Below are 24,630 nucleotides of genomic sequence, written 5' to 3' on the forward strand. Positions count from 1 at the left end.
CGCTCCACAGATCGATTTTTGGGGAACGCACCATACCTATTGATTGAAGTTGTAAGTCTAGGCGTTGCAGAATCAAGGTATGAATGCCAACTGTGCATGGTATCCAAAAGTTAGTTTGGGTCTAGCGGCAAGATGTAGGCAGAGTAGTCAAGTGAAGTGTCCCATGCCTGAGCCTCACCTTGTATAGAGCCGACAAATGACTTTAGGATACAATGACTGTAAAAGCTAGTAGCCAGTTGGATATATTTGTTATGGCATTAATATCCCGTGTTGTTCACAGTGATCCCGACATTCTAGGGGGAACCCCTGTTTTTGTAGGAACTCGTGTGCCGATGAGAACCCTACTTGATTATCTTGAGGCTGGTGATTCATTAGAGGTATTTCTAGACCATTTTCCCAGTGTCAGTCGAGAACAGGCGATCTCAGCCCTTGAATTAGCAAAGGAAATGTTGACAGCCTATGCGAATCCTGCTTGATGAATGCGCCCCACGCCCGTTAAAGCGTGAGCTTGCCGATTACGAGGTATGTACAGTTGTTGAGATGGGATGGTCAGGGAAAAAGAACGGTGAGTTGCTGAGGCTGATGATTCAGGAGGGTTTCACGATTCTCCTCACTACAGATCAAAATTTGCGTTATCAGCAAAATTTACAGCAAGCTGGAGTGGCAGTTATTGTTCTTGTAGCAACCAGCAACAAACTTTCTGACTTACTTCCCCTAATGCCAGATGCCTGTAGCGTATTAGATAAAGTCTCTCCAGGAGAAGTGATTGAAGTTGCAGGCTCCTGAAAGTTGTGTTGGCGAAAGCAGCATAACTCCGCATCCCTAGCGATATCTCGATCCCAAATCACAGGAATCTGCTGTTTAGCGATTAATTCGGCTTCTTCTCGACAAATAGCCCGAATTCCCACGGGTAAGGTCGGTAAACCCATTTCTAACACCCGACGCATCACACAGGCGTGGTTATGGTGCGATCCTTCGTACTCAAAACGCATATCGCCATGGGCATCAATTTGAACCACCGTAAAAGGTTCCGATAAAGCTTGTCGATAAGCTTGTACTACTCCCGTAGTGATAGCGTGTTCACCCCCGACGGCGACGACAAATTTATCATCGGCAATTAGACGGGAAACTGTAGCTGTGGTGACGGCTAACATCTCCTCGGCGGACAATTGCGGTTGCTGACGGGTATCGGCGATCGCATCATGGGTATAGATGCCCACTTCTAAACAGGTTTCCCTCTTAAGTTCCTCGTCATAGGCTTCCAATTGTTGGGAAGCAGTAATCACCGCCGCCGGCCCGGTTTCACAACCCTTGCGATAGGTGGTGGTGGCCTCGTAGGGAATCGGCAGGATCACGGCCTTAGCTGTGGCGTAAGATGCGATCGCTTCACTACCTAAAAATTGTTCGCTACCGGTGGCGCAAGACAATAACATGGGCAAATCACAGAAAATTTTAGTCCAATCTTCTATTATAAATATTTTGACTATTTTTGTCTATCTCAACTGACCCCAGACATATCTACTGCAATAGCAAAAACCCCTTATCCATCAATGGATACATCCCTCGATTTCTCGCTCAAGATTGGTTTGCTGCGGGCGATAATCTGGAAATATAGCCATCAGTTAGGCTGAACCACACTGCTGTAACAAAAAACAACTATCCCCCGATAGCGATCGCTAAAGGTCGAATAATTGTCAGTTTTTGTCAAGGGGTGCGGTCAGATATAGGAATCATCGTTAGAATGAGCCTAATTGTCAGGAATTTAGTTACACAAGGTTTTTGGCAAGATGCTAATCTGACTAACAGGCTTTTGGGTGTGATATAGGGAAAAGTTCTGGCAATTGCACCTAAATGGGGTGATATACGGAAAGTTGACCCATATCGTTACCCCAGAGAGTTTTATACAGAAAGTTGACCTATAATATGTAGTTAGACCACAAAGCCAAAGCAATTGGTTTTTCAATGCAGAGTTTTGTCGTAGGGGGATCGAGTTTACATCCGCCAATAGTATAATTTGATTGATAAGAAGCCAAACATTTTTTACACTACTTGTCCGCCTTTTCACATCTTATGAAAATTGACCTAGGAAATTTTGATCTCACTCAGCTTCCATCCGCAGAGGATGATAACTTTGAATTCAAATCAAGTCGCACTCCTCCAGAAGACCTCAAGAAGAAACTAAGCTGTGCGGTATCTGCCTTTGCAAATTCTGGAGGTGGGTGTTTTATTGCTGGTGTGGACTCTCATGGTAATGCTGATAATGGCCTACATCTAAAAGTTGGAAGACAAGATTTACGCGACTGGGCTGATCAGATTGTTAATCAAGTAGAACCAGTTCCTAAATATGAGATTAAAATAATATCTGATTCAGTAGGACGAGGAGTCATTCAGTCCGATTCGGCTGTTTTGCTTGTTGCCGTTTATGAGAGCCACGCTGGGCCACACATGGCTTATGATAATTGCTATTACATTCGAGCAGGTGCTCATACAGTCAAAGCCAAGCATTTTATTGTTGATGCAATCTGGGCTAAAAGACATTTCTCCAAACCACGTTTAACACACTTATTTAGACTTAAACCAGAAAAAGAGCAGGCTATTCAACTTGGAATTCTTTCACTTACAGATGCCCCCGCAATTGAAGTCAAGGTTAATATTTCGCCCTTGCCCAAAATGATGAGTAATTTAGGAAATTTATTTCCCCTCCAAATATCTGTTATTGATCAAGATAATCCATTCTTTTTTGACGTGGCGACTCACTCTCAAGCAGATAAGCTTTTTGGAGAAAATGTACTACTTGAAGTAGAGTATAAGGATCTTTCTGGCCACTCTTATAATTACAATACTAGATTAGGAATTTCTGGTTCAGTACCACCTGTTACACTTACAACAAATGACGCTTCAGCAAAAATAGTAACAGCACTTGAATCAATTAACAAAGCTCTTTTGAAACTCGCAGTTCCGCACAAAAATATTGCTAAACCGAGCTTTCTACTGCCACAGCCCTCGGAAAGTGTATTTCTAAATATTGAGAGTCTAATTCCCGAACTTCTAGCAGATATGAGAAGTGATCTACAAAACTGTCCATTTGCTCGTGAGTTTATCATTATGAATAAGGGTGTAATGTATTGTGAAGATACCAATAACTTCACTCTCAAATATTACTTTGAGGATCATGCTTACCTTAGAAATAAGCTGAGAATTTTGGAGAATCAGGCGTTAGTTTATGAAATCACCTATAATGATGCTCCTCGTTTCGTAATTTCTGAAGAACTAGCTGCTTATCTAAGAAAACCTCAGACAGATTAGATGATATATAGCGTTTTTCAGTCTGCTGAGGTACAAAAGTTATGGGTTTTAGGCAAAAGGCAAGAGGCAAAAGGTAAGAAAAACAGGTGTACCTCACTAGCGTAGGAAACGCTATAGTTTAGGTGGGCGATCGTGGTTTATTTAATTGGTGGAGATGCGATCAAATTATTCCGTTATGCAACTGTAGTGCGATCGCCGATCTTGTCTGGTACGTTCCCCAATGTAACTTCTACCGCTCCAGCGATCGATCGAAAAAGAACCCACTAACATCGGTTAAATTGCCTTTTTTTATAACTCATTCCCCCTTAGTTTTAGACCAGTTGAGGGGGATTTGCTATAATAAACGAAGGGTAAGCATCAATCATCCTGATTATATTTCTGATGAGTCCAACTGTTTTCCGAGAAGATGGCTATCGCTTCTTTTTCTTTTCCCGCGAAGAAACAAGAATGCACGTTCATGTTCATTGTGCAGAAGGAGAAGCTAAATTTTGGCTGGAACCACAAATTGAATTAGCTCGTAATCATAACCTATCTCGAAAACAACTTCAAGCGATAGAAACTATTATTGAGGAACGACAAAATGAACTTAGAAATGCTTGGACAAAACACTTCTCAAGCTGAAGTAACTCATATTTCTTCTCATGGAATATGGATTCTGGCAAACAATGAAGAAATGTTTCTTTCTTATCAAGATTTTCCTTGGTTTCAAGATGTCACTATTAGACAAATTTTAAATATACAAGAGCCTTTTCCTAATCATTTTTATTGGCCAGATTTAGATGTAGATTTAAGCAAAGAAATTATTAAAAATCCTGAGAGATTTCCTTTAAAAGTTAAAGCCTAGTTTTTATCCTTAATTAAGTGCGATGCCGAAGGCACTGCGTAGCAGCACGCCGATCTGGTAGGGTGCGTTCCCTAAGGCAACTTCTACCGCTCCAGCGATCGATTTTTGGGGAACGCACCATGCCTATTGATTGAAGCTGTAAGAACGATTTCTGCAAAGGCTGTGAAATTGAAGGCTCTTGTGCAGGTCAGTGTCAAGTCACTTTGGAGTCTTCCAGAAATGACAGTCAATTAGTTGGAAAAATGTGCGAGTTAATAATTGCAACTACACAGAATTTGGTTCACGAATATCTAGAAAGCAGCTGAAATTCTGTGTTTATGACTAAGAACTAGCTGCCCAAAGCAAAGATACTTCATATTGATTAAATGTTGAATCCGCACTCACAAGTATCATATCTTCTACCTGAGCTTGTGCAATCAGCATTCGGTCAAAAGGATCACGATGATGTAAAGGCAATGCAGCCGCCCGCAAAGCATGAGAAGCATTGATCTCTAACGATCTAGCTCCTAGTTGGGTCATTCGAGTAGAGACATAATTATCTATTTGCTCTGGCAGTGGTAATTTACCGATTGAGACTTTAATTCCCATCTCCCAAACACTGGCAACAGAAAACCACACTTCATTGCTTTCGTTGGCAATTTGTTCAATTACATTCTCACTTAACTTGTCTGGTTGGGCAAACCACCACAGCCAGCATTGTGTATCCAGTAAAAGTCTCACTCCGCACCACCCTCAAATGCTACCAAAATATCTTCTGGTAAAGGAGCATTAAAATCATCTGGTACGGTAAACATCCCTCGATCTTGTCCTAAACTAGACCGTCGATCTAAAGATGTCCGAAATGGAACAAGTTTAGCAATTGGAATACCTCGGTTTGAAATAACGATTTCCTCTCCGAGTTCCACACGGGACAATAGCCGAGAAAGGTTTGTTTTAGCCTGATGAATGTTTACAGTTTCCATGCTCTTAAAAAACCAAATCTACAAACTAAGTTTAGTTTAGTTGCGGTGATTCTGCAAGGGCAAGTTAGTTTGAAGTGCGATGCCGAAGGCACTGCGTAGCAGTACGCTATCGCTGTAGGGTGCGTTCCCTAATGCAACTTCTACCGCTCCAGCGATCGATTTTTGGGGAACGCACCATGCACATTGATTAGTGCGATCGCCGATCTTGTAGGGTGCGTTAATGAATAAAATGTAACGCACCTTATTTTTATTGCTTGTCCTTCTGTATCCCATAGGATACACTTAGGGCATGATTGAAATTCGCCAGACCGAAACCTACTCTCAGTGGTTTAGCAATTTGCGGGATCGCCAAGCAAAAGCACGTATAGACATTCGTGTTCGTCGCCTGTCTATGGGCAATCCAGGCGATGTTAAACCAGTAGGAAAAGGTGTATCGGAACTGCGGATCGATTATGGCCAAGGCTATCGGGTGTATTTCATTCAGCGAGGCGAGACCTTGATCATCCTCTTGGCAGCAGGAGATAAGCAAACTCAAGAACGGGACATCAAAACAGCATTAAATTTAGCACAAGACTTATAGGAGATTTTCATGGCTACTATCCAAACCTATCCTTGGGATGCGGCAGAACATCTCGAAACAAAAGAAGATATAGCTGCATATCTTGAAGCAGCTCTTGAAGATGGCGATCCAAGCTTAGTGGTAGCAGCATTAGGTGATATTGCTCGATCTAAAGGGATGACACATATTGCCCGTGAAACAGGGTTGGGGCGTGAAAGTCTCTATAAAGCTTTGTCAATCGAAGGCAATCCAGAGTTTGCCACAGTTCTTAAGGTCTTACAATCACTTGGGTTACGCCTCCAAGTCGTACCAATTGCCTAACTTCACCGTTATACTGAATCGGTTTTTAATAGTATGATTAACTCCCAATCCAACCTTAAAAACCCGCTCTCCCCCATACCTGTTAAACAAGATTTAGGATCAGAGCGATCGCTAGATAAAAGGTTAAGTAATGTTAAGATCATAATTCTTCATGAAGAAAGCGCATGATCGCCGAGTAACTGTAGTCAAAAATACCAAATTTTGCTCCAGTCACAATAAAGTAGGGATCAAGCGCATTCGATCGAAGCAAGAATCTTCTCCCCAGTATCTATGAATCAATCAGAAAGTTGCGGTAAGGTCTATCTCGTCGGTGCGGGTCCCGGAGATCCCGGTTTGTTGACCTTAAAAGCGAAAGTTCTCTTAGAAAATGCCGATGTTGTCCTCTATGATGCCCTAGTTAGCCCCTCGATTCTAGCCATGATTAACCCCAGGGCCGAACAAATCCATGCGGGTAAGCGTCGCGGTCGTCATTCTCTGGTACAGGAGGAAATCACCGCTTTACTGATCGAGAAGGCCCAGACTAATGCCGTGGTTGTTCGTCTTAAAGGAGGGGATCCCTTTGTTTTCGGTCGCGGGGGTGAAGAAATGCTCGATCTGATCGCGGCCGGAATTAGCGTCGAGATCGTGCCGGGGATCACTTCAGGAATTGCCGTGCCTGCCTACGCCGGTATTCCCCTCACCCATCGCGATTATAGTTCTTCCGTTACCTTCGTCACCGGCCACGAGATGGCGGGTAAATATCGTCCTCAAGTTAACTGGTCAGCGATCGCCCATGGCGCAGAAACAATTGTTGTTTACATGGGTGTGCATAATTTACCCTATATTATCGGCGAGTTGACCAAGGCGGGCAGAAGTCCAGAAACACCGATCGCCCTGATTCGCTGGGGAACAACACCGCAGCAACAGCAGTTAATCGGTACTTTCACCACGATTATGGACCAGATCGAAGCCACCGGCTTTGAGTCCCCAGCGATCGCTGTTATCGGTGCAGTGGTGAACCTTCACGATCTCTTGCAAGCGGGACAACCTTTGCTCTCCAGGACAATCCCCCCTACACCCATTTCTCCCTGATTCGGTTTCCATGCGTCAATATCAAAAATCCCTGACGATTACCACCAGTCCCAAGAATTTCCATCCTCTGACTGCCCCCATAGAAGCGATCGTGGCTGAATCGGGCATAACGACGGGATTATGCAGTATATTTGTCTGTCACACCTCCGCTTCTTTGCTGATCCAAGAAAATGCCGATCCCGATGTTCTCACCGATTTGGCCAATTTCTTCGCCAAGTTAGTCCCGGAAGATAGCAGTCTCTACTATCACTCTACCGAAGGGCCAGACGATATGCCCGCTCACATTCGCTCGGTCCTAACCCGGACATCGGAACAAATCCCGATCGCTAGAGGTAAATTAGTTTTAGGGATCTGGCAAGGTATCTATCTCTGGGAACATCGTCAGAGTCGTCACCAAAGACAAGTGGTGGTTCATATCACAGGGGTCTAAAGCGTTGCGTATAGTTTTGTAATAGAAACTTTACTCGTACCCCTCATCGGAGTAAGATTTTTTCCGTGTACGATCAAATTGTTCGCTTTTTGAACAAAGAACTTCATATTTCGTAACAAAAGGAAACAATTTATGCGAAAATTGTTCGCTCTGGCCCTGGTGCTATCTCTCTGGTTCACCTTTGCCGCTCCAGCGTCGGCTGATTTGTCCAATCTGACCCCTTGTAGCGAAAATCCCGCTTTCCTACAAAAAGCGAAGAGTTTCCGCAACACCACTCCCGACCCCGAATCGGGAGCCAAACGCGCTCAAACCTACTCCCAAGCTCTCTGTGGACCGGAAGGCTATCCACACCTAATTGTTGATGGTCGTTGGGACCACATGGGCGATTTCTTTATCCCTAGCATCCTATTCCTGTACATTGCCGGTTGGATCGGTTGGGTTGGTCGGGCCTATTTAATCGCCGTACGCGACAGTAAAGATGCCGAAATGAAGGAAATCATCATCGATGTTCCCCTCGCTTTGAGCAAAATGTTAACGGGGTTCCTCTGGCCGTTGGCGGCTTTACAAGAAGCCACTTCCGGTAAATTAACCGTTAAGGATTCGGAAATTACCGTTTCCCCTCGTTAATTTTTGTGTCAAACCCTTGACTTTTTATTCCCTAGGAGAACTCAGATGGAAGGACTTACTAAATTTCTCTCGTCCGCACCCGTGTTAATTATGGCGCTGCTGACTTTCACCGCCGGGATTTTAATCGAATTTAATCGCTTTTATCCCGATCTCTTATTCCACCCGCTAGGTTAAAGGCAATCTCAGGTGATTAAAGGGGATACAGAGTCCACTGTATCCCTTTTTAAGGGCAACGATCGGAGGGACTGGGGGAATATTAAGAAAAGAAAGGCACTGGAGACGACAGGGCCTAAAAATCGATAAGATACAGGTGTCTGCAACCACAGAGGTGGGACAAACCATGCTGTTAGATAGAGATTTGATGCTAGGAAAGCGTCTGCGGTATCAAGAATTACAAGAAAAATTAAAAGAGATTTGGCAGGGAGAAAACGTTCCCGAATCCGATGAATGGGATTATGATATCCTAGTTGTCCCTTCTTTTAGTATCGATCAGAGAGTCGGTCAAAAAGTAGCGGGTTTTTTACATTACGAAGAAAGATTATTATTTTCTCTGATTCGGTTGCGACATCCGAAAACCCGTTTAATCTATGTAACAGCGCAGCCACTGGCGCGGATGGTGATTGATTATTACCTGCAATTGTTGCCTGGGATTCCTTTTTCCCATGCTAATAATCGTCTGTTATTACTGACAACTCACGATAACTCTTTTCAACCTTTAACCCAAAAAATTCTGGACAGACCGCGCTTAGTAGCAAGAATCCGGCAAGCGTTGCGTCGAGATCGTGCCTACATGGTTTGTTTTAATTCTACTAATTTAGAGCGAGAATTGTCTTTACAATTAGATATTCCTTTATTTGCCTGTAGTCCAGATTTATTGTATTGGGGTTCTAAAAGTGGCAGTCGCGAGATTTTTGGTCAAGGCAATATTCCCCATCCTGACGGTAGTTTACAGGTAAATACGGTCAAGGATTTGTTATATGAAGCCGCTAGTTTGTGGTCTCGTCAACCGCAATTAAAACGCATGGTAGTGAAGTTAAATGAGGGGTTATCGGGAGAAGGAAATGCGGTTTTAGATTTACGTCCTTTAGGGGGAATTGTTGATAGTAACAGTCTAGATTTAAGCGAGAAAATGAATCTCTTGGCCAAACAATTAGAGAAGATGAGTTTTCAAGCAAGCGATGAAACTTGGGAGAGTTTTTCCAGTAAAATTGCTGAATTAGGGGCAATTGTCGAAGCTTTTATTGAAGGAGAAGAAAAGCGATCGCCGAGTGTGCAGGGTTATATTACACCGACGGGAGAAGTGAATATTATTTCCACTCACGATCAAATTTTAGGCGGTCCCGATGGTCAAATTTATCTAGGTTGTCATTTTCCTGCCGATGAAAATTATCGCCTACAATTACAGGAATTAGGCCTAAAAATAGGGGAAATTCTGGCAGCCAAGGGGGCAATTGAACGCTATGGAGTTGATTTCGTTGCGGTGAAAAATACAGAAACTTTAGTCTGGGATTTACAGGCGATCGAAATTAATCTGCGAAAAGGAGGAACCACCCATCCTTTTATGACTTTGAAGCTTTTAACTAATGGTAAATACGATCAAGAAACTGGATTATTTTTCAGTCAACCTCACCAGGAAAAATACTATATTGCCTCCGATAATCTCCATAAACCCCAATACAAAGGTTTACTTCCCGATGATTTAATGGATATTATTGCTAAACATCGCCTGCATTTTGATAGTAGCAGTAAAACGGGAACAGTTTTTCATCTCATGGGTGCGCTGTCAGAATTTGGTAAATTAGGGTTAACTTGTATCGGCAATTCTAGTGAGGAAGCTGCGGCAATTTATCAGCGTGTGGAACAGGTGTTAGATTGGGAAACAGAGCATAGTTCCATAAATTTAGGTTATTATTCTGGATTACCGATCACTTGGATATAAAAGGTTTTTCTGGCAAAATTTTGCGTTTTAGGGAATCGATAGCTCGTCCGGGTACTTCCGTCGCTTGAGCGAGAATTAAATTCCAAAGATAACCGTATTTAGGGAAATTTCTCAGGAGAATCACCTCGGCAATAAAGTAAAAACGTTTAGTTCTTTTATACTCAGGAGGATTATCTTCAATCCGCAGTTGTTCGGCTATTTCTGGCAGCCAATGACCGATAGTTTTACCTTGCTCAAAAAACTTTGCCTGAATATATAAACCCAGTAATCTATCTAAACACCAAAAGGGAATATATTTAATCGGTCCAGTGACGTTCATGGAAGCGGTAATCTCTTTAACTGCCGGTTGTACCAGTTCGTTTTTCCAAACTTTTTTATCAAAGTTTTCCACGTGAGGACCCTTGTGATCTCGACGTTTACCGATCAGGGCGCTAGGATTAAAAGGATTATCTAAAGGAGCGATCGGTACTTCTAATAAATAATTATTCTCTTTAAATAAGTTACTATTATTCTCTCTTCTGCTACAGATAGCTAAACTTTTTACATCGGGAATTGTTGGCCAAGGACTCTCCAATTTTTCTCGTTCACCGTAGGGAAATCCACGTCTGGCTAATCGCAATACCCAACTATTGGGGAAGCGTTCAAAATAGTCTTTAACTAAGGTGACGATCTCAGGGTGTAAATATTCATCGCAATTGATTGTGAGAATATAAGTGCCTCTGGCATTTAAAAATCCTGTACTTCTTTGAATAATTTCACCTCGTAAAGCACAGACAATCTGTTTCATGCGTGGATCATTCACCGGCGAAGGTTTGACCCCAGGAGGATGAACTAAAATAAATTCTATATCTCCCTTGACTTTCAATAATTCTCCTAGCCAATGTTCGCTAAATCCCTCGCGCATCGGGATAATGATCGATAGAAAAGTATTGGACATAAATTAACTCTTTAGATTTGCTTGTCATTTATCAAAGTTGTCTTGACCGTGATGCACTTAACTGGTTTAAATAGCTTCTAAATATTTGCTATCGAGCAGAAATGAGCCTCGATCGAATTTTACACCCCAATAACCCCCCGGCCGGCGATCGATTACCGTGCCTATATCGTCGATATTGAGCAGCTCCGGCTGCCGTAACATAGGCATGGGATCGGCGGTTTTCAGGTAAGGGGGAATGGCAATCAGACGGACTTTTCCCCCGACACTAATTTCACTCATGGTACTGGTTAGATGCGATCGTGACATCGTATCTCAACTTAGCATATTTCAAATCATTCTCAAGATAGATTCCCCAAAGCTGTCGTCGTCCCCCTTTCCCCTTGGGTTGGGCTGTTGCTTGACCTAGCGGCGAGGGTGGCGATCGCTATCAGTACAATCAAAAAAAAAACCAAAATCTGAATTCCTAGTTGAGGAGAGAAATGTAAAGATTTATTAAACTGTATATTTTAATACAGTTGTGGGGGAGAGAATGTGTACACTCCCGTTGTCTCCCTTTGGAGTTGGGTTAAGGTGTTGCCTGACCTAGCAAAGAAACGACAAAAGTAGGCTAATAGCCTCAAAGCTAAGACTACAAACTTACACACAAAAAACACTACTCAGGAATAAAAAAATGAAAAATTGGACTTTAGCCTTAGCTCTTGGAGCGGCTGCAACGACTACAATGATTGGCTTTGGAGTAAATCCTGCTTCGGCTGGAACTCTCACATGGAGTTTATCCTTCGATATAGATACAAACCTACTGCCTGCCCCTGACACTACACTTCTTCCCACACCTGTTAAGGCGACAGTTATTACCGAAGATACTTTATCTACATCTTTGGTCGTTCCGGGCTTTACCGGATATAAAGTTTTATCCATAACTGGAACACAGGGTACAGAGCCTATAACTGCTCTGGTCCCCCAAGGCACTGGCTCTACCACTTTATTAACTTCAGGATTAACGAATGATAATCTGTTTAATCCGGCAAATATTGTTCCTGTAGGAGGTGTAGGCGCTTTTAGTGCAGGGGGATTAGCCTACATAGAAGGTGGAGAAGAATATCGGCTACTTTATGCTAAAGATCTACTTTCTAATCAGTTTACATATATGGGGTGTTTGACCCCGTGTGTTCCTGTTGAAAACCTAAAGCTAGTTCCTGAACCCTCCTCAACTGCTGGACTTTTAGCTATTGGCTCCTTTGGTGCATTAGGCGCAGCTTCAACCCTGAAACGCAAACTAAAATCCTCTAAATCCGACGAAAACTAAACCACAAAAGTAGGCTAAATTGCCCACAAAATACGATAAATGCCCCTTCATTCAGTCAGTTGAGGGTTTATTTTTTGTCCATGTTTCTATTCATTAATTTTTATTAATTAATCGATCACAAGTATTTTTTTGTGATACAATGGGGGCGGTTCATACAAATATCGTAAATTTTAATGACTATTGTGATTCCCAACGAAATTATACAAGCAACAGGAAAAAACGAGCAACTGTTGCAACTAGAACTGGCAATCATTATGTTTAGAGATTATCATATCAGTAGCGCAAAAGCGGCTGATTTTGCCAACTTATCTTTAATTGAATTTCGTCAAGAAGTCGCCAAGAGGAATATTTGTGTAAATTATGATAGTGTAGATTGGCAACAAGAATTACAAACCTTAAAAACCTTAGGTGATCTGTGATTGTTGTTAGTAACACCTCTCCGATTACCAGTTTAGCTGCTATCGGCTATCTTAACTTGCTCCATGATATCTATGGAACAATTATTATTCCAGTGGCTGTTTATGAAGAAATGACAGGATTAGGTTATTCAGTTCCTGGCACTATTGAAGTTCAAACCCTATCCTGGATAGAAAAGCGAGAGTTAGAGAATCGGTTATTATTAGAAGAATTACAGAAGGAATTACACCGAGGAGAATCAGAAACGATAGCTTTAGCGATTTCTTCAAATGCTGATAGAGTAATTATAGACGAGAACCCTGGCAGAAAGAAAGCAATTAGTTTAGGATTGAATGTTATTGGAATTTTAGGTATTTTATTAATTGCCAAAAGAAGAAGATTAATTCCTACTATTCAGCCGTTAATGGATGATTTGATTTTTAAAGCAGGTTTCCGTGTTAATCAAATATTGTATTTAGACATATTAAAAACAGCGCAAGAAATTGATGAAAACCAATAACTAAAGCCTTCAAAATCTTCTTATTTAAGTAAGTAGTTATAATTAAATTGAAGATAGATTTTGCCTCTGATCCCCCCTGCCCCCCTTGATAAGGGGGGTGCCGATCCCCCCTTAGTCCCCCCTTTAATCCCCCCTTAATAAGGGGGGTGTCTGACAACTTTTAACACCTACCTACTTAATTTTTGCTAACTAACAGTTGAGGGGGTTTATTTTTTACCTTTATTAATCAAATCCAACTTTAAAAACCCACTTCCCCATTCCCCTACTTCCCCATTCATAATTCCCACTTGCAAGAGTGCCTTTTTGAACCTTTCCCTAAAAAGGTCTTAATTTTAGGGAAATACAGTTAAAGGAATCCATTCGTAGGTGTTGACAATACCTTGAAAATAATCATTAATAGTTTCTCGGGAATAGGGAACAACACCATCTTCACCAAACCAACGTTCATAAATTGTCACCGCTTGTTGTTGGTCACTAACGATCCCTTCCATGAATTTTAATAGAGTATAATTCACTGTATCGCGCCATTTAGAATCATTTTCGGGTAAAGTACAGGCATAGGATTCGTAGGCGTAGGGATAGGAGGGAACTATGGCTAAATTATTGGGATTTTTAGCACTTTTCCTTAAACCTTCTAGGGTAATGCCATCGCTGGCAAAACCGTCAATTTCTCCCGTTTCTAGTTTTTGTAAACCCTCGCCACGATTTTTAACTTTGACCAAAATAGCGGCGGGTTGTTGGGTTTTAATCACCGCTTCATTAGTAGTATTGGCAATCACTCCAATGCGTCTGCCTGCCAAGCTACCGATGTCATCGAGATTACTACCTTTGCGGGTGAGTAATTGAGTGCCACTGGCAAAATAACTAACGGAAAAATCCACTTCATTTTCTCTTTTCCAAGTAAAAGTAGTGGAGCCACATTCTATATCTATCACCCCTGTTTTTAACTTTTCAAAACGATTTTGGGGAGTAATCTCAACAATTTTTAACTTAATTGGTTTTCCTAACTTCCGCTCGGTTTCTTTGCGAATTAACTCTAACATATCAAGGCTGTAACCCACCCACTTGCCCTGGGAGTTGACAAAACCAAAGGGAATAGCATCTTTACGAGCGCCGGCAGTAATTACCCCAGTTTTTTGAATGCGATCGAAGATTGCTCCGGCAAGGCTAGAATGGTTACTGGTGAGGGTTAAAGCTACTGTCATCGTCATGACGGCAAGTGTACGCTTCATTTTTTTTCCTAATCTGAAAGTGGCTCAAGTCTGGGACTGTTTCAGAAGACTGAGAGTTTCCCAAAGGAAGATTTTTTAGCGGCGATTGCTGGGGACAAAAAAAGAGGAGAGATGTTACTCTCTCCCCCTTTTAGTTTTTTGGACAACATTTTAAATTGTTTTTTCAGTTGTCGCTGTCGGGCCGAACCACCCTTGCCTTTGTCGTTACGTCCCTGACGGCGGGGGGACTCCCATCGCTTAAGTCGCATAGTCTTTAATTCCAATTTAGTCAGTTATCTGTATTGTAACAGGGTTAGCGTCAGTTTGGGTTAAGGAATTGAAACTGTGACAACTCAGGCTCTCTGTCACCCTGTGAGATGCCGAACTCTAGTTAACCAACCTTAAACACTCACCCCTTCCCAATAGACCTCGACCTAATATTATCTCAAGACCAAAAGTCTTTCTAGTTAAGGAATCTACCCGAATAAAAATTATTTTAATTGCCTCATATTTTTTCAGTGAAATTGAATTAGCAACGATAGATATACATTTCAGCTATCGAACTACTTAATTAGTATATAGGCTAAAAGCAAGCTGTGACTGGGTTATAATTTTTGAAGATGTCTAATTCATAATTCATAATTCATAATTCATAATTCATAATTCCCACGTCCACCTAATTAGTATTTTCCTATGCTTAGTCAGCAACTTTGGCACAGCCATCAAGATCTAGTGCAAGCTTGTCTAGAACACCCTTTTGTGCGAGGTATCGCCACAGGAGAGCTTAAACGGGACTGTTTCGCTTTTTATGTCGGTCAAGATGCTTTTTTTCTGGAATCTTTCGCCCGTGCTTACAGTATCGCCGCCGCTAAAGCTCCCGATTGGCAGGGATTTACTAGCTTTCATCGGTTAGCGGCAGGGGTATTAACGGAATTAGAATTACACGAAAATTACGCTTTACAGTGGGGGGTTGACCTGAGAAAGGTTCAGCCCGCTAATGCCACCCGTCGCTATCGGGATTTTCTTCTCGCTACCGCTTGGATGGGTGACATCGGTGCGATTGCCGTGGTGATGAGTCCCTGTATGCGTCTTTATGCTTATCTAGGCCAACAATTAGCCCTAGAGCCGATTTCTGAGAATCCCTATCAAGCTTGGATTGATAGTTATAGTGGGGATGAATTCGCAGCTTTAGCAAGCCAGTTAGAGGAATTAGCGGATAAATACGCCCTGATGACGGAAAATATCTCTTTATCCTATCGTTATGCCCTTAGTTGTGAACTGGATTTCTTTAGTGCCGCCTACAGCCGGGGCAAATCTTAAAGTTTTCCCGTCATAATGTTAAGAAATATAAATAACGCTAAGATTAAGGTAAGCAAAATCGTCATTATAAAAATAATGTTTCCTTCGCAACCCACCGAAAACGAACTCCTGAAAACTATCTTGGAACCTCTACTAGAGGATTTCACCCATTGGTTTTCCCGTTCCCGTCTCCTCCTCGAATCCGAGAGATTATCCTTTCTCAGCATTGAGGAACAAGACGATTTATTAGCAAGAGTCAAAAACGCCCAACAGGAGGTGGCCACGGCTTATTTACTCTTTAAAACCACGGGTGGTCAGGTGGGTATCGAGGCTAAGATGTTGTTGCCTTGGCATCAGTTGGTGGCAGAGTGTTGGGGTGTCAGCAGTCGTCGTCGTCGATTACAGGGTTGGGGAGAATATCAATCTCCTCAAACTGACGCTTAACCTGAAACTTTTTGGTAAGCTAGAGAGTTAAGCGAATTTTTAGCATAAAGTTTTGGCAATTAGGAATATTCACACATAATTCATGGGAGACTCGGCCAATGTTACATCTGCTCTATATCCTCGCCTTCACAGTTATCGCTTTTTTGACCATTAATAATTTAATTCGGAGTCTGATTACTGTCAGCATGGATTCCCAGAAACGTCCTGCTAAATCGGCTAATTCCTATAATCCCTACGGTTATCCCATGACTTCCCATCCGGAACTTTTGGACGAGACTGGACAACCGATTAATGAACCCCTGTTAGTGATTCGTTCTCTCACTGTTGAAGATGCTCGTCAACAGTTAGATGCTATTTATAATTCTTCTCCCAGTGCTGCCAAAGAGCAAGATGAGGAAATCTGATTGGTTCTAGAATGGCAGTCCTTGAGAACAGATATATTTATCTACACGGTTTTGCTTCTGGCCCCCAATCAACAAAAGCGCAATTTTTGAGACATTGTTGGCAAAAGAGGGGTTTAGCAATGGAAATTCCCGATCTTAACGGTGATGATTTTTCTAGCTTAACTCTCACTCGTCAGATTGTTCAAGTCGGCCAATTGATTGAACAATCTCAGCTTCCTGTTACTCTGATTGGTTCCAGTTTTGGCGGTTTAACGGCAGCTTGGCTGGCAGAAACTTATTTTCAGGTGCAAAGGCTCGTTTTATTAGCTCCCGCTTTTAATTTCGGTCCGATTTGGTTAGGACAATTGGAAGCAGAAACCCTAGCCAATTGGCAAAAATCTGGGAGTTTATCGGTTTATCACTACGGTTATCGCCGTTATCTGCCAATCTATTACAAATTTATCGAAGATTTAGCCAATTATCCCCAAGACAAGTTAATCAGGCAGCTTCCCACCTTGATTATTCATGGTCGTGCCGATGAGGTGATTCCCCTAGAAAATAGTCGCTATTATGCTTTTTCTCGTCCTTGGGTGCAGTTAATCGAATTAGATAGCGATCATGCCCTTACCGATGTTTTGACGAGGATATGGGCTGAAATGCAATTATTCCTAGACATCGGTCTTTAGGCGATCATGACTAAACTTGAGGAACTAACGAGCGGCTCTATTGTCAACGGCATTCTGCCCAATCAAAGCATTACCGTCATCGAGGCCAAGTGGCATGGCAGCGACGCGGTAGAACTGACCTACAAAGATACCAACGGACAACCCTACACAGAACTGCTCTTTCGATACCGAGAGCCAACCCTAGAGATTCTCACCGAAGGAAGACCGTGGGGTTTCGATGGCGACGGAGCTTTGCTGCGCCTAGTTTCCGAAGCCCATCGCATCCGGTTGGCCTACCTGTTTGACCCGCTTCTAGCCGTCCATACCTCTCTGGTGGAACCACTCCCTCATCAAATCACTGCTGTTTACGGTGAGATGCTCGATCGCCAACCCCTACGCTTTTTGTTGGCCGATGACCCCGGGGCCGGGAAAACCATCATGGCGGGATTGTTAATTCGAGAACTCCTGATTCGAGGTGACTTAGCGCGCTGCTTAATCGTCTGTCCAGGCAGCCTCGCAGTGCAGTGGCAAGATGAACTACATAACAAATTTCACCTTCCCTTCGATATCCTCACCAACGACCGCCTCGAAACGGCCCGCACCGGCAACGCGCTCGCCGAAATGGGTCTGGTCATTGCTAGGCTTGATAAACTCAGCCGTAATGACGACCTCCAGAAGAAACTCCAGCAGACTGATTGGGATCTGGTCATCTGCGATGAGGCCCACAAGATGTCCGCTTCTTTCTTTGGTGGGGAAATTAGGGAAACAAAGCGTTACAAATTAGGCAAACTCCTCTCTAGCATTACCCGCCACTTCCTGCTGATGACCGCTACTCCCCACAACGGCAAAGAAGAAGACTTTCAGTTATTCCTAGCTCTACTCGATGGCGATCGCTTTGAGGGGCGATTCCGGGACGGAGTTCATGTATCAGATACTTCCGACCTGATGCGCCGCATGGTCAAAGAGGAACTGCTTAAGTTTGACGGCAAGCCACTTTTCCCCGAAAGAATCGCTCACACGGTCAGTTACCCCCTCTCCGACCAAGAAGCGATCCTCTACAGTCGAGTCACCGAGTATGTACGCGAAGAATTTGACCGAGCCGAAGCCCTGGCCAACGACGGGCGCAAGGGGACAGTCGGCTTTGCCCTCACCATTTTGCAACGCCGCCTCGCCTCCTCTCCGGAAGCCATCTATCAATCCTTGAAACGACGACGAGAACGGCTACAAAAGCGACTCCGAGAAGAAGAACTGCTCAAGCGAGGCCAGTCGCTGGAGATAGAATTTGCTACCGTCCTTGACCAAGACGACATCGATGACGACTTTGAGGATACCGATAGCAGCGAGCGGGAGGCTACGGTCGAGGAGGTGGTCGATCAGGCCACAGCATCGCGTACCATTGCCGAACTACAGATTGAAATCGCCCTGCTGAAAAAGCTTGAAGACCTAGCCAATACCGTTCGACGGAGCGGAAAAGACCGTAAGTGGGAAGAGTTTTCCCATCTTCTCCAGGATGAAGCAGAGATGTTCGATGCAGGAGGATACCGCCGCAAAATAGTCGTCTTCACCGAACACAGAGACACCCTCAACTACCTGAAAGAGCGGATCAGTACACTCCTTGGCAACCCAGAAACTGTTGTCACCATTCACGGTGGCATGGGTCGGGAAGACCGCAAAAAAGCCGAAGAAGGCTTCAAGCAAGACGTAGGAGTACAGGTACTTCTGGCCACCGATGCCGCCGGAGAGGGGATCAACCTGCAACGAGCGCATCTCATGGTCAATTATGACCTACCCTGGAACCCAAACCGTCTAGAACAGCGATTCGGTCGTATTCACCGGATTGGACAGACCGAGGTTTGTCATCTCTGGAATTTGGTGGCTCACGAAACCCGCGAGGGAGATGTGTATCGGACGCTCCTCGAAAAACTCGAAGCCGAACAAAAAGCTTTAGGCGGACGGGTGTTCGACGTATTAGGTAAAGCCATTGCGGGAAAAGAATTGCGCGAACTTCTCATCCAAGCCATCCGTTACGGCGATCACCCAGATATAAAAGCAAGCTCAAACCAGGTCATCTCTGAAAAGCTCGATCAAGAGAGACTAAGGGAATTGCTGGAAGAACGCGCCCTAGCACGGGATTCGATCGATGCTTCCAAGGTTCAGAAAATTCGAGAAGATATGGAGCGAGCCGAAGCCAGACGGTTACAGCCGCACTTCATTGCCGCATTTTTCCTCGAAGCCTTCCAACGCTTAGGCGGCACCCTACGCCAGCGAGAGCCAAAGCGATACGAGATTACCAACGTCCCCGCCGTTATCCGTAACAGAGACCGCTTTTTCGGGATAGGAGAGCCAATTCTCAAACGCTATGAGCGCATCTGTTTTGATAAAGACCTGATTAGTGTTCCGGGTAAACCCGTTGCTACCTTTGTCTGTCCCGGCCATCCCCTGTTAGATGCCACTATCGATCTTGTCTTGGAACGGCATCGGGAATTACTCAGACGGGGGGCTATCCTAGTTGATGACAGTGATCCGAGGGAGGAAATTCGGGCGCTGGTGTACTTAGAACACGCCATTCAAGACGCTCGGCTAAATCCCGATGGCAGACGGCGGGTGGTGTCGCGGCGAATGCAGTATGTGGAAATTCCTCTGTTTGCACCACAGAGACAGGGAGAGAAGGATGCTGGGTATGCCCCTTATCTAGATTATCGTCCTTTGCAGGAGGAGGAGCGGGCGATCCTAGGGCCGATCCTTGATTCTCTCCCTATCGGTAATGAGATTGAGAGCCGGGCCCGCAATTATGCGATCGCTAACCTCGTCTCTTCCCATCTTCAGGAGGTACGGCAGCGCAAGGAAGAGTTAATTGAAAAGACCCTTATAGCAGTTAAAGACCGCCTGACCAAGGAGATCAACTACTGGGACCATCGGGCGGCCCAGTTGCGCCTACAGGAAGAAGCGGGGAAGACAAATGCGCGGATCAATTCCAACAAAGCCCAGATGCGGGCCGATGAACTACAAACGCGGTTGCAAAAGCGCTTGTCTGAATTGGAGCAGGAGCGTCATTTATCCCCATCGCCGCCGGTGGTGGTGGGAGCAGCCCTCATCGTACCGGGGGGCCTGTTAGGGCGACTTTTAGGCAAGCCAATGTTTGCCCGGGAGACAAAGCGCGTCGAGCAGCTGGCAATGGCGGCAGTCATGGCGGCTGAGAAGGCTTTGGGGTATGAACCGCGGGATGTGAGTGCCGAGAAGTGCGGCTATGACATCGAATCGCGCAGGACCGGAACAGGCCGCTTACGGTTTATCGAAGTCAAGGGTAGAGTAGAAGGAGCAGAGACGGTGACTGTCACCAAGAACGAGATCCTTGCATCCTTTAACAAGCCAGAGGATTTTCTGCTGGCCTTGGTTTCGGTTTCTCCCTCAGAGGAGGTTCAGGTCAGATATGTGCGCCGGCCATTCCAGAGAGAACCGGATTTTGGGGCGTGTAGTGTTAATTATAATTGGGGAGAGTTATGGGACAGGGGGGATATGATTGAACCACAAAGGCACAAAGGACACTAAGGGGATTAACCACAAAGGCACAAAGGACACTAAGGGGATTAACCACAAAGGCACGAAGGACACTAAGGGGATTAACCACAAAGGCACGAAGGACACTAAGGGGATTAACCACAAAGGCACAAAGGACACTAAGGGGATTAACCACAAAGGCACGAAGGACACTAAGGGGATTAACCACAAAGGCACAAAGGTCACGAAGGGGATTAACCACAAAGGCACAAAGGACACGAAGGGGATTAACCACAAAGGCACGAAGGACACGAAGATAGAAGAACCACAAAGGCACGAAGGACACGAAGATAGAAGAACCACAAAGGCACAAAGGACACTAAGGGGATTAACCACAAAGGCACAAAGGACACTAAGGTTATGGATGAGAGGGCTAATGATTTATCTAAGGAGATTATTGGGGCGGCGATCGCTGTTCATCGGGAGTTGGGGCCAGGACTATTGGAGTCGGCCTATGAGGCCTGTTTAGAGTACGAGTTATTGGATAGGGGGATAGCGGTGGAGCGTCAAGTTCCTCAATCAGTGATTTATCGCGGTGTTAAACTTGATTGTGGTTATCGTCTCGATCTATTGGTGGAAAATCTGGTTATTGTCGAACTGAAAACCGTTGAACAACTTACCCCCATTCACGAGGCCCAGTTGTTAACCTATCTCAAATTACGCCGGCTTTGGCTAGGATTACTGATTAATTTTAACGTTCCCGTTCTCAAACAAGGCATCAAACGCCTTGTCAACAATTAATCTTTGTGTCCTTTGTGCCTTTGTGGTTCCTCAATCTTCGTGTCCTTTGTGCCTTTGTGGTTCTTTTATCTCCCATGACCTACCGTAAAAAACTCATTGAAGTGGCCCTACCCCTAGAAGCCATTAACGTCGAATCGGCACGGGAAAAGTCGATTCGCCATGGTCATCCCTCTACTCTACATCTTTGGTGGGCCAGGCGACCTTTAGCGGCTTGTCGGGCGGTTTTATGGGCTTCTTTGGTGGATGATCCTTCCAGTTGGCCAGAGAAATTTCCCACGGAAGAAGCACAGAATCGGGAACGGCAGCGATTGTTTGATATTTTGGGTAGGATTGAGCTTGAAAAGGACAAAAAAGGTAATACTAAGCAGGTGGTTAGAGGGTTGGTATCTTGGGATGAGATTAACCAGCCTAATTCAGGAGTATTGCTAGAAGCACAGCGAGAAATTGCTCGCTGTTTAGCTTGGGAACGTGGGGAAGAACCTCCCACTAAACCTGATGCTATACGGGATTATATCGCTAAATATGCCCCCCCCGCCTATGACCCGTTTTGTGGTGGTGGTTCCATTCCTTTGGAGGCCCAGCGCTTGGGGTTGCAGGCCCACGGTAGTGACCTCAATCCCGTGGCGGTGTTGATTACTAAGGCTTTGATCGAGATTCCGCCCAAGTTTAAGGATAAACCGCCGGTTAATCCCGATTCTCGCCAAAAACAAAAGATTTCTTCCTGGGAAGGGTCCCAGGGATTGGCCGCAGATGTGCGCTATTACGGTCAGTGGATGCGGGATGAGGCTTTTAAAAGGATTGGCTATCTTTATCCGATGGTGGAAACCAACCACAAAGGCACAAAGGACACTAAGGTGATTGCTTGGCTTTGGGCCAGGACGGTGAAGTGTCCTAATCCGGCCTGTGGCTGTCAGATGCCTCTGGTCCGCAGTTTTCAGCTTTCGACGAAGAAGGGTAAGGAGGCTTGGGTTGAGCCTTTTGTGGGAGATGTTAACACTGAGGGGGATTTTAACCACAAAGGCACAGAGGACACAAAGGGGGATGATTTTGGTGTCTCTGGGGTGCCACCCAAAATCCGCTTTGAGGTGAAGACGGGTAAGGGTACGGCCCCAGATGGGACGGTAAACCGCAAGGGTGCAGTTTGTATCGCTTGTAATACTCCTGTTCTCTTGGATCATATCCGTAGGGAAGGTAAGGCAGGCCGGATGGATGCTCAGTTAATGGCTATTGTCGCTGAAGGACAAGGGGGAAGGGTTTATCTTTCTCCTGATGAGGAACAGGAATATATCGCTAAAAAAGCACAGCCTGAATGGAAACCAGAAAGTGAATTGGTATTTAATTCTCGTCATGTTACTCCAGTAATTTATGGCATGACGAAACACGCCGATTTATTCACTCCCCGTCAACTCGTCGCCCTCACTACTTTTAGCGATTTAGTAAGTGAAACTAGAGAAAAGATTAAAGCTGATGCAGTAGCCGCAGGAATCCCTGATGATGATTTACCTCTTAATGATGGGGGAATAGGTGCGACGGCTTATGCGGATGCGGTGGCGACTTATTTGGCTTTTGGAGTGGATAAACTTGCAGATCGCAATTCTACTATTGCTACTTGGGCCAATAACCGTGAACACGCAAGAAACACCTTTACTAGGCAAGCCATTTCGATGACCTGGGATTTTGCAGAAAGCAATCCATTTTCTGAATCTAGTGGCAATTTTTTCGGCGGTATTGAAACTATTTATCACATTTTAGATTCTAACAACTGTTTGAATGCTAGTGGAGAAGTATTGCAAATTGACGCTGCTCAATTGGAACCTGATGCGTCCTTCCTCTTTTCGACAGATCCTCCCTACTATGATGCTGTGCCATACTCTGATTTGTCCGACTTTCTCTATGTTTGGTTGCGAAGTACCTTAGTGTATCTGTATCCAAAACTCTTATCTACCGTACTTGTTCCTAAAAAATCGGAATTGGTAGCTGATCCCTATCGGCATGGTGGTAAAGAAAGGGCAAAATTATTTTTTGAACAAGGATTAGGTGCAACGTTCAACAAGCTATATAGGTCATCTGATCCAGCCTATCCTTTGACGGTTTATTACGCTTTTAAACAGGCAGAAAGTAAAGAAGATAGCGACGACCAAGAAGAACAGCAGCTTGGTCTAGCTTCAACAGGCTGGGAAACCATGTTAGAAGGCTTAATGCAGTCCAATTTCATGATCGATGGCACATGGCCAATACGGACAGAGCTTGCAAGAAGGATGCGTGGACAAAACAGCAACGCCCTCGCCTCATCTATAGTTCTCGTGTGTCGTCCCCGTCCCGCCGACGCGCCCAAAGCCAGCCGCCGGCAATTCCTCAACGAACTGAAGCGCGACCTTCCCCAAGCCCTAAAACTGCTGCAACAGGGCAATATTGCCCCCGTTGACCTCGCCCAAGCCAGTATTGGGCCCGGGATGGCAATCTACTCCAAATACGCCGCTATCCTCGAATCTAACGGCACTTCCATGGGTGTTCGCACCGCCCTGCAACTGATTAACCAGATTCTCGACGAATTTCTCACCGAACAAGAAGGAGAATTTGATAGTGATACCCGTTGGGCGCTGACTTGGTTCGAGCAGTACCAATTCAACGAAGCACTATATGGCAATGCAGAAACCCTCTCCAAAGCCAAAAACACCAGTATTCAGGGCATGGTTGAAGCTGGCATACTAGAAGCAAAAGCAGGTAAAGTGCGACTACTCAAGCGCGAAGATCTTAAAACCGATTGGAAGCCAGAAAAAGATGAGCGGACACCCATCTGGGAAATCACCCAATACCTCATCCATACCCTCGATAAAAACGGCGAAACCGGAGCCGCAGAACTCTTGGCTAAACTAGGAAACAAAGCCGATTTAGCCAAAGAACTCGCCTATAGACTTTATAGCCTCTGTGACAGAAAAGGTTGGACCCAAGAAGCCATAGCTTACAATAGCCTCGTCACCTCTTGGCCAGAAATCACCCGCCTAGCCAACGAATATAAACCCTCTCCCGAACAACTATCCTTTTCTTTGTGACCTTTGTGCCTTTGTGGTGAATTTAAACCACAGAGACACAGAGAACACAGAGTTTTAA

Annotated in this window: 30 protein-coding genes and 1 pseudogene; 23 read left to right on the plus strand and 8 right to left on the minus strand. The window is 44.6% G+C overall.

What is annotated here, in order from left to right; genetic code table 11:
* Nucleotides 1-212 precede the first annotated feature (212 nt).
* On the plus strand, nucleotides 213-476 hold the full coding sequence (locus tag IM450_RS05505) for a DUF433 domain-containing protein (RefSeq protein ID WP_002799510.1): 264 nt from the start codon (nucleotides 213-215) through the stop codon (nucleotides 474-476).
* On the plus strand, nucleotides 460-786 hold the full coding sequence (locus tag IM450_RS05510) for a DUF5615 family PIN-like protein (protein ID WP_287664812.1): 327 nt from the start codon (nucleotides 460-462) through the stop codon (nucleotides 784-786). Before IM450_RS05505 ends, IM450_RS05510 begins: the two co-directional genes overlap by 17 nt.
* Nucleotides 787-818: 32 nt before the next feature.
* Here IM450_RS05510 and speB read toward each other — a convergent pair.
* Nucleotides 819-1,433 (minus strand): annotated as a pseudogene (gene speB / locus IM450_RS05515) (agmatinase); the annotation flags it as partial.
* Between the two features lie 637 nt (nucleotides 1,434-2,070).
* On the opposite strand from speB, the gene IM450_RS05520 reads away from it, so the two are divergent.
* The 4 genes from IM450_RS05520 (at nucleotide 2,071) to IM450_RS05535 (ending at nucleotide 4,150) form a co-directional block, all read left to right on the plus strand.
* Entirely contained in the window at nucleotides 2,071-3,306 is a 1,236-nt protein-coding gene (locus tag IM450_RS05520) for an AlbA family DNA-binding domain-containing protein (RefSeq protein WP_287664814.1), read from the plus strand.
* Between the two features lie 132 nt (nucleotides 3,307-3,438).
* Nucleotides 3,439-3,573 (plus strand): hypothetical protein, encoded by a 135-nt coding sequence (locus tag IM450_RS05525; protein WP_277925612.1) that lies wholly within the window; start codon nucleotides 3,439-3,441, stop codon nucleotides 3,571-3,573.
* A 114-nt stretch (nucleotides 3,574-3,687) separates the two neighbouring features.
* Complete coding sequence (locus IM450_RS05530; RefSeq protein WP_190721029.1) at nucleotides 3,688-3,927, plus strand: DUF4160 domain-containing protein; 240 nt, start codon at nucleotides 3,688-3,690, stop codon at nucleotides 3,925-3,927.
* Entirely contained in the window at nucleotides 3,887-4,150 is a 264-nt protein-coding gene (locus IM450_RS05535; RefSeq protein ID WP_190722174.1) for a DUF2442 domain-containing protein, read from the plus strand. Before IM450_RS05530 ends, IM450_RS05535 begins: the two co-directional genes overlap by 41 nt.
* A gap of 321 nt (nucleotides 4,151-4,471) precedes the next feature.
* Here IM450_RS05535 and IM450_RS05540 read toward each other — a convergent pair whose 3' ends face one another.
* From IM450_RS05540 to IM450_RS05550, 3 genes are read right to left on the minus strand one after another with little or no spacing between them, the layout of a single operon-like run.
* Complete coding sequence (locus tag IM450_RS05540; RefSeq protein ID WP_287664821.1) at nucleotides 4,472-4,870, minus strand: type II toxin-antitoxin system VapC family toxin; 399 nt, start codon at nucleotides 4,868-4,870, stop codon at nucleotides 4,472-4,474.
* On the minus strand, nucleotides 4,867-5,112 hold the full coding sequence (locus IM450_RS05545; protein WP_008201147.1) for a type II toxin-antitoxin system Phd/YefM family antitoxin: 246 nt from the start codon (nucleotides 5,110-5,112) through the stop codon (nucleotides 4,867-4,869). Before IM450_RS05545 ends, IM450_RS05540 begins: the two co-directional genes overlap by 4 nt.
* Before the next feature lie 36 nt (nucleotides 5,113-5,148).
* Nucleotides 5,149-5,352 carry a hypothetical protein gene (locus tag IM450_RS05550; protein ID WP_287664823.1) on the minus strand — a complete coding sequence of 68 codons (204 nt, stop codon included), beginning with the start codon at nucleotides 5,350-5,352 and terminating at the stop codon, nucleotides 5,149-5,151.
* A gap of 49 nt (nucleotides 5,353-5,401) precedes the next feature.
* On the opposite strand from IM450_RS05550, the gene IM450_RS05555 reads away from it, so the two are divergent.
* The 7 genes from IM450_RS05555 (at nucleotide 5,402) to IM450_RS05585 (ending at nucleotide 10,059) form a co-directional block, all read left to right on the plus strand.
* A complete protein-coding gene (locus IM450_RS05555) occupies nucleotides 5,402-5,692 on the plus strand; it encodes a type II toxin-antitoxin system RelE/ParE family toxin (protein WP_046661678.1) in 291 nt (96 codons plus the stop codon).
* Nucleotides 5,693-5,701: 9 nt separating this feature from the next.
* Entirely contained in the window at nucleotides 5,702-5,992 is a 291-nt protein-coding gene (locus IM450_RS05560; RefSeq protein WP_002757266.1) for an addiction module antidote protein, read from the plus strand.
* A gap of 270 nt (nucleotides 5,993-6,262) precedes the next feature.
* Nucleotides 6,263-7,063: a uroporphyrinogen-III C-methyltransferase gene (gene cobA, locus IM450_RS05565; RefSeq protein ID WP_287664826.1), complete on the plus strand. Its 801-nt coding sequence runs from the start codon at nucleotides 6,263-6,265 to the stop codon at nucleotides 7,061-7,063.
* A gap of 10 nt (nucleotides 7,064-7,073) precedes the next feature.
* A complete protein-coding gene (locus IM450_RS05570; protein WP_004163739.1) occupies nucleotides 7,074-7,493 on the plus strand; it encodes a secondary thiamine-phosphate synthase enzyme YjbQ in 420 nt (139 codons plus the stop codon).
* Between the two features lie 132 nt (nucleotides 7,494-7,625).
* Nucleotides 7,626-8,120, plus strand: coding sequence for a photosystem I reaction center subunit III (locus tag IM450_RS05575; RefSeq protein WP_004163740.1), 495 nt, complete (start codon nucleotides 7,626-7,628; stop codon nucleotides 8,118-8,120).
* Nucleotides 8,121-8,165: 45 nt separating this feature from the next.
* Nucleotides 8,166-8,294 carry a photosystem I reaction center subunit IX gene (gene psaJ / locus IM450_RS05580; RefSeq protein WP_002738148.1) on the plus strand — a complete coding sequence of 43 codons (129 nt, stop codon included), beginning with the start codon at nucleotides 8,166-8,168 and terminating at the stop codon, nucleotides 8,292-8,294.
* A 166-nt stretch (nucleotides 8,295-8,460) separates the two neighbouring features.
* On the plus strand, nucleotides 8,461-10,059 hold the full coding sequence (locus tag IM450_RS05585) for a peptide ligase PGM1-related protein (RefSeq protein WP_287664858.1): 1,599 nt from the start codon (nucleotides 8,461-8,463) through the stop codon (nucleotides 10,057-10,059).
* On the opposite strand, the gene IM450_RS05590 is transcribed toward IM450_RS05585, so the two are convergent.
* Both IM450_RS05590 and sipA read right to left on the minus strand, forming a co-directional pair.
* A complete protein-coding gene (locus IM450_RS05590; RefSeq protein ID WP_287664829.1) occupies nucleotides 10,046-10,996 on the minus strand; it encodes a transposase in 951 nt (316 codons plus the stop codon). The genes IM450_RS05585 and IM450_RS05590 overlap by 14 nt on opposite strands.
* Nucleotides 10,997-11,062: 66 nt before the next feature.
* Nucleotides 11,063-11,275 carry a regulatory protein SipA gene (gene sipA, locus IM450_RS05595; RefSeq protein ID WP_287664860.1) on the minus strand — a complete coding sequence of 71 codons (213 nt, stop codon included), beginning with the start codon at nucleotides 11,273-11,275 and terminating at the stop codon, nucleotides 11,063-11,065.
* Nucleotides 11,276-11,666: 391 nt separating this feature from the next.
* On the opposite strand from sipA, the gene IM450_RS05600 reads away from it, so the two are divergent.
* The 3 genes from IM450_RS05600 (at nucleotide 11,667) to IM450_RS05610 (ending at nucleotide 13,218) form a co-directional block, all read left to right on the plus strand.
* On the plus strand, nucleotides 11,667-12,302 hold the full coding sequence (locus IM450_RS05600) for a PEP-CTERM sorting domain-containing protein (RefSeq protein ID WP_287664832.1): 636 nt from the start codon (nucleotides 11,667-11,669) through the stop codon (nucleotides 12,300-12,302).
* Nucleotides 12,303-12,475: 173 nt separating this feature from the next.
* Entirely contained in the window at nucleotides 12,476-12,721 is a 246-nt protein-coding gene (locus IM450_RS05605; RefSeq protein ID WP_002770804.1) for a UPF0175 family protein, read from the plus strand.
* The gene (locus IM450_RS05610; RefSeq protein ID WP_004163747.1) at nucleotides 12,718-13,218 is read left to right on the plus strand and encodes a DUF3368 domain-containing protein; all 501 of its coding nucleotides are present in this window, start codon (nucleotides 12,718-12,720) and stop codon (nucleotides 13,216-13,218) included. The genes IM450_RS05605 and IM450_RS05610 overlap by 4 nt, the downstream gene beginning before the upstream one ends.
* A 332-nt stretch (nucleotides 13,219-13,550) precedes the next feature.
* On the opposite strand, the gene IM450_RS05615 is transcribed toward IM450_RS05610, so the two are convergent.
* Complete coding sequence (locus IM450_RS05615) at nucleotides 13,551-14,450, minus strand: amino acid ABC transporter substrate-binding protein (RefSeq protein ID WP_002804821.1); 900 nt, start codon at nucleotides 14,448-14,450, stop codon at nucleotides 13,551-13,553.
* Nucleotides 14,451-14,491: 41 nt separating this feature from the next.
* Entirely contained in the window at nucleotides 14,492-14,698 is a 207-nt protein-coding gene (locus IM450_RS05620) for a hypothetical protein (RefSeq protein WP_002804823.1), read from the minus strand.
* A 424-nt stretch (nucleotides 14,699-15,122) separates the two neighbouring features.
* Here IM450_RS05620 and IM450_RS05625 point away from each other — a divergent pair, with 424 nt between their 5' ends.
* The 7 genes from IM450_RS05625 (at nucleotide 15,123) to IM450_RS05655 (ending at nucleotide 24,572) form a co-directional block, all read left to right on the plus strand.
* The gene (locus tag IM450_RS05625; RefSeq protein ID WP_002801380.1) at nucleotides 15,123-15,749 is read left to right on the plus strand and encodes a TenA family protein; all 627 of its coding nucleotides are present in this window, start codon (nucleotides 15,123-15,125) and stop codon (nucleotides 15,747-15,749) included.
* Nucleotides 15,750-15,764: 15 nt separating this feature from the next.
* Entirely contained in the window at nucleotides 15,765-16,172 is a 408-nt protein-coding gene (locus tag IM450_RS05630) for a DUF2605 domain-containing protein (RefSeq protein WP_002801381.1), read from the plus strand.
* Nucleotides 16,173-16,270: 98 nt separating this feature from the next.
* A complete protein-coding gene (locus IM450_RS05635; protein ID WP_002801382.1) occupies nucleotides 16,271-16,576 on the plus strand; it encodes a DUF2973 domain-containing protein in 306 nt (101 codons plus the stop codon).
* Between the two features lie 11 nt (nucleotides 16,577-16,587).
* On the plus strand, nucleotides 16,588-17,241 hold the full coding sequence (locus IM450_RS05640; RefSeq protein WP_043997773.1) for a YqiA/YcfP family alpha/beta fold hydrolase: 654 nt from the start codon (nucleotides 16,588-16,590) through the stop codon (nucleotides 17,239-17,241).
* A 6-nt stretch (nucleotides 17,242-17,247) separates the two neighbouring features.
* Nucleotides 17,248-20,769, plus strand: coding sequence for a helicase-related protein (locus IM450_RS05645; RefSeq protein ID WP_287664839.1), 3,522 nt, complete (start codon nucleotides 17,248-17,250; stop codon nucleotides 20,767-20,769).
* A gap of 369 nt (nucleotides 20,770-21,138) precedes the next feature.
* Nucleotides 21,139-21,519, plus strand: coding sequence for a GxxExxY protein (locus IM450_RS05650; protein WP_002754172.1), 381 nt, complete (start codon nucleotides 21,139-21,141; stop codon nucleotides 21,517-21,519).
* A 74-nt stretch (nucleotides 21,520-21,593) separates the two neighbouring features.
* The gene (locus IM450_RS05655) at nucleotides 21,594-24,572 is read left to right on the plus strand and encodes a DUF1156 domain-containing protein (RefSeq protein WP_287664842.1); all 2,979 of its coding nucleotides are present in this window, start codon (nucleotides 21,594-21,596) and stop codon (nucleotides 24,570-24,572) included.
* Nucleotides 24,573-24,630: the final 58 nt, after the last annotated feature.

Source organism: Microcystis sp. M083S1 (assembly GCF_020246405.1).
Lineage (GTDB): Bacteria > Cyanobacteriota > Cyanobacteriia > Cyanobacteriales > Microcystaceae > Microcystis > Microcystis aeruginosa_C.

Coding starts and splice junctions, on each gene's coding strand:
- sipA (WP_287664860.1), bottom strand. CDS start 11,275: ATGAGTGAAATTAGTGTCGGGGGAAAAGTCCGTCTGATTGCCATTCCC.
- IM450_RS05630 (WP_002801381.1), top strand. CDS start 15,765: ATGTTAAGAAATATAAATAACGCTAAGATTAAGGTAAGCAAAATCGTC.
- IM450_RS05535 (WP_190722174.1), top strand. CDS start 3,887: ATGAACTTAGAAATGCTTGGACAAAACACTTCTCAAGCTGAAGTAACT.
- IM450_RS05590 (WP_287664829.1), bottom strand. CDS start 10,996: ATGTCCAATACTTTTCTATCGATCATTATCCCGATGCGCGAGGGATTT.
- IM450_RS05545 (WP_008201147.1), bottom strand. CDS start 5,112: ATGGAAACTGTAAACATTCATCAGGCTAAAACAAACCTTTCTCGGCTA.
- IM450_RS05510 (WP_287664812.1), top strand. CDS start 460: ATGCGAATCCTGCTTGATGAATGCGCCCCACGCCCGTTAAAGCGTGAG.
- IM450_RS05615 (WP_002804821.1), bottom strand. CDS start 14,450: ATGAAGCGTACACTTGCCGTCATGACGATGACAGTAGCTTTAACCCTC.
- IM450_RS05555 (WP_046661678.1), top strand. CDS start 5,402: ATGATTGAAATTCGCCAGACCGAAACCTACTCTCAGTGGTTTAGCAAT.
- IM450_RS05570 (WP_004163739.1), top strand. CDS start 7,074: ATGCGTCAATATCAAAAATCCCTGACGATTACCACCAGTCCCAAGAAT.
- IM450_RS05620 (WP_002804823.1), bottom strand. CDS start 14,698: ATGCGACTTAAGCGATGGGAGTCCCCCCGCCGTCAGGGACGTAACGAC.
- IM450_RS05585 (WP_287664858.1), top strand. CDS start 8,461: ATGCTGTTAGATAGAGATTTGATGCTAGGAAAGCGTCTGCGGTATCAA.
- IM450_RS05640 (WP_043997773.1), top strand. CDS start 16,588: ATGGCAGTCCTTGAGAACAGATATATTTATCTACACGGTTTTGCTTCT.
- IM450_RS05575 (WP_004163740.1), top strand. CDS start 7,626: ATGCGAAAATTGTTCGCTCTGGCCCTGGTGCTATCTCTCTGGTTCACC.
- psaJ (WP_002738148.1), top strand. CDS start 8,166: ATGGAAGGACTTACTAAATTTCTCTCGTCCGCACCCGTGTTAATTATG.
- IM450_RS05635 (WP_002801382.1), top strand. CDS start 16,271: ATGTTACATCTGCTCTATATCCTCGCCTTCACAGTTATCGCTTTTTTG.
- IM450_RS05625 (WP_002801380.1), top strand. CDS start 15,123: ATGCTTAGTCAGCAACTTTGGCACAGCCATCAAGATCTAGTGCAAGCT.
- IM450_RS05650 (WP_002754172.1), top strand. CDS start 21,139: ATGGATGAGAGGGCTAATGATTTATCTAAGGAGATTATTGGGGCGGCG.
- IM450_RS05605 (WP_002770804.1), top strand. CDS start 12,476: ATGACTATTGTGATTCCCAACGAAATTATACAAGCAACAGGAAAAAAC.
- cobA (WP_287664826.1), top strand. CDS start 6,263: ATGAATCAATCAGAAAGTTGCGGTAAGGTCTATCTCGTCGGTGCGGGT.
- IM450_RS05655 (WP_287664842.1), top strand. CDS start 21,594: ATGACCTACCGTAAAAAACTCATTGAAGTGGCCCTACCCCTAGAAGCC.
- IM450_RS05520 (WP_287664814.1), top strand. CDS start 2,071: ATGAAAATTGACCTAGGAAATTTTGATCTCACTCAGCTTCCATCCGCA.
- IM450_RS05530 (WP_190721029.1), top strand. CDS start 3,688: ATGAGTCCAACTGTTTTCCGAGAAGATGGCTATCGCTTCTTTTTCTTT.
- IM450_RS05560 (WP_002757266.1), top strand. CDS start 5,702: ATGGCTACTATCCAAACCTATCCTTGGGATGCGGCAGAACATCTCGAA.
- IM450_RS05505 (WP_002799510.1), top strand. CDS start 213: ATGACTGTAAAAGCTAGTAGCCAGTTGGATATATTTGTTATGGCATTA.
- IM450_RS05600 (WP_287664832.1), top strand. CDS start 11,667: ATGAAAAATTGGACTTTAGCCTTAGCTCTTGGAGCGGCTGCAACGACT.
- IM450_RS05645 (WP_287664839.1), top strand. CDS start 17,248: ATGACTAAACTTGAGGAACTAACGAGCGGCTCTATTGTCAACGGCATT.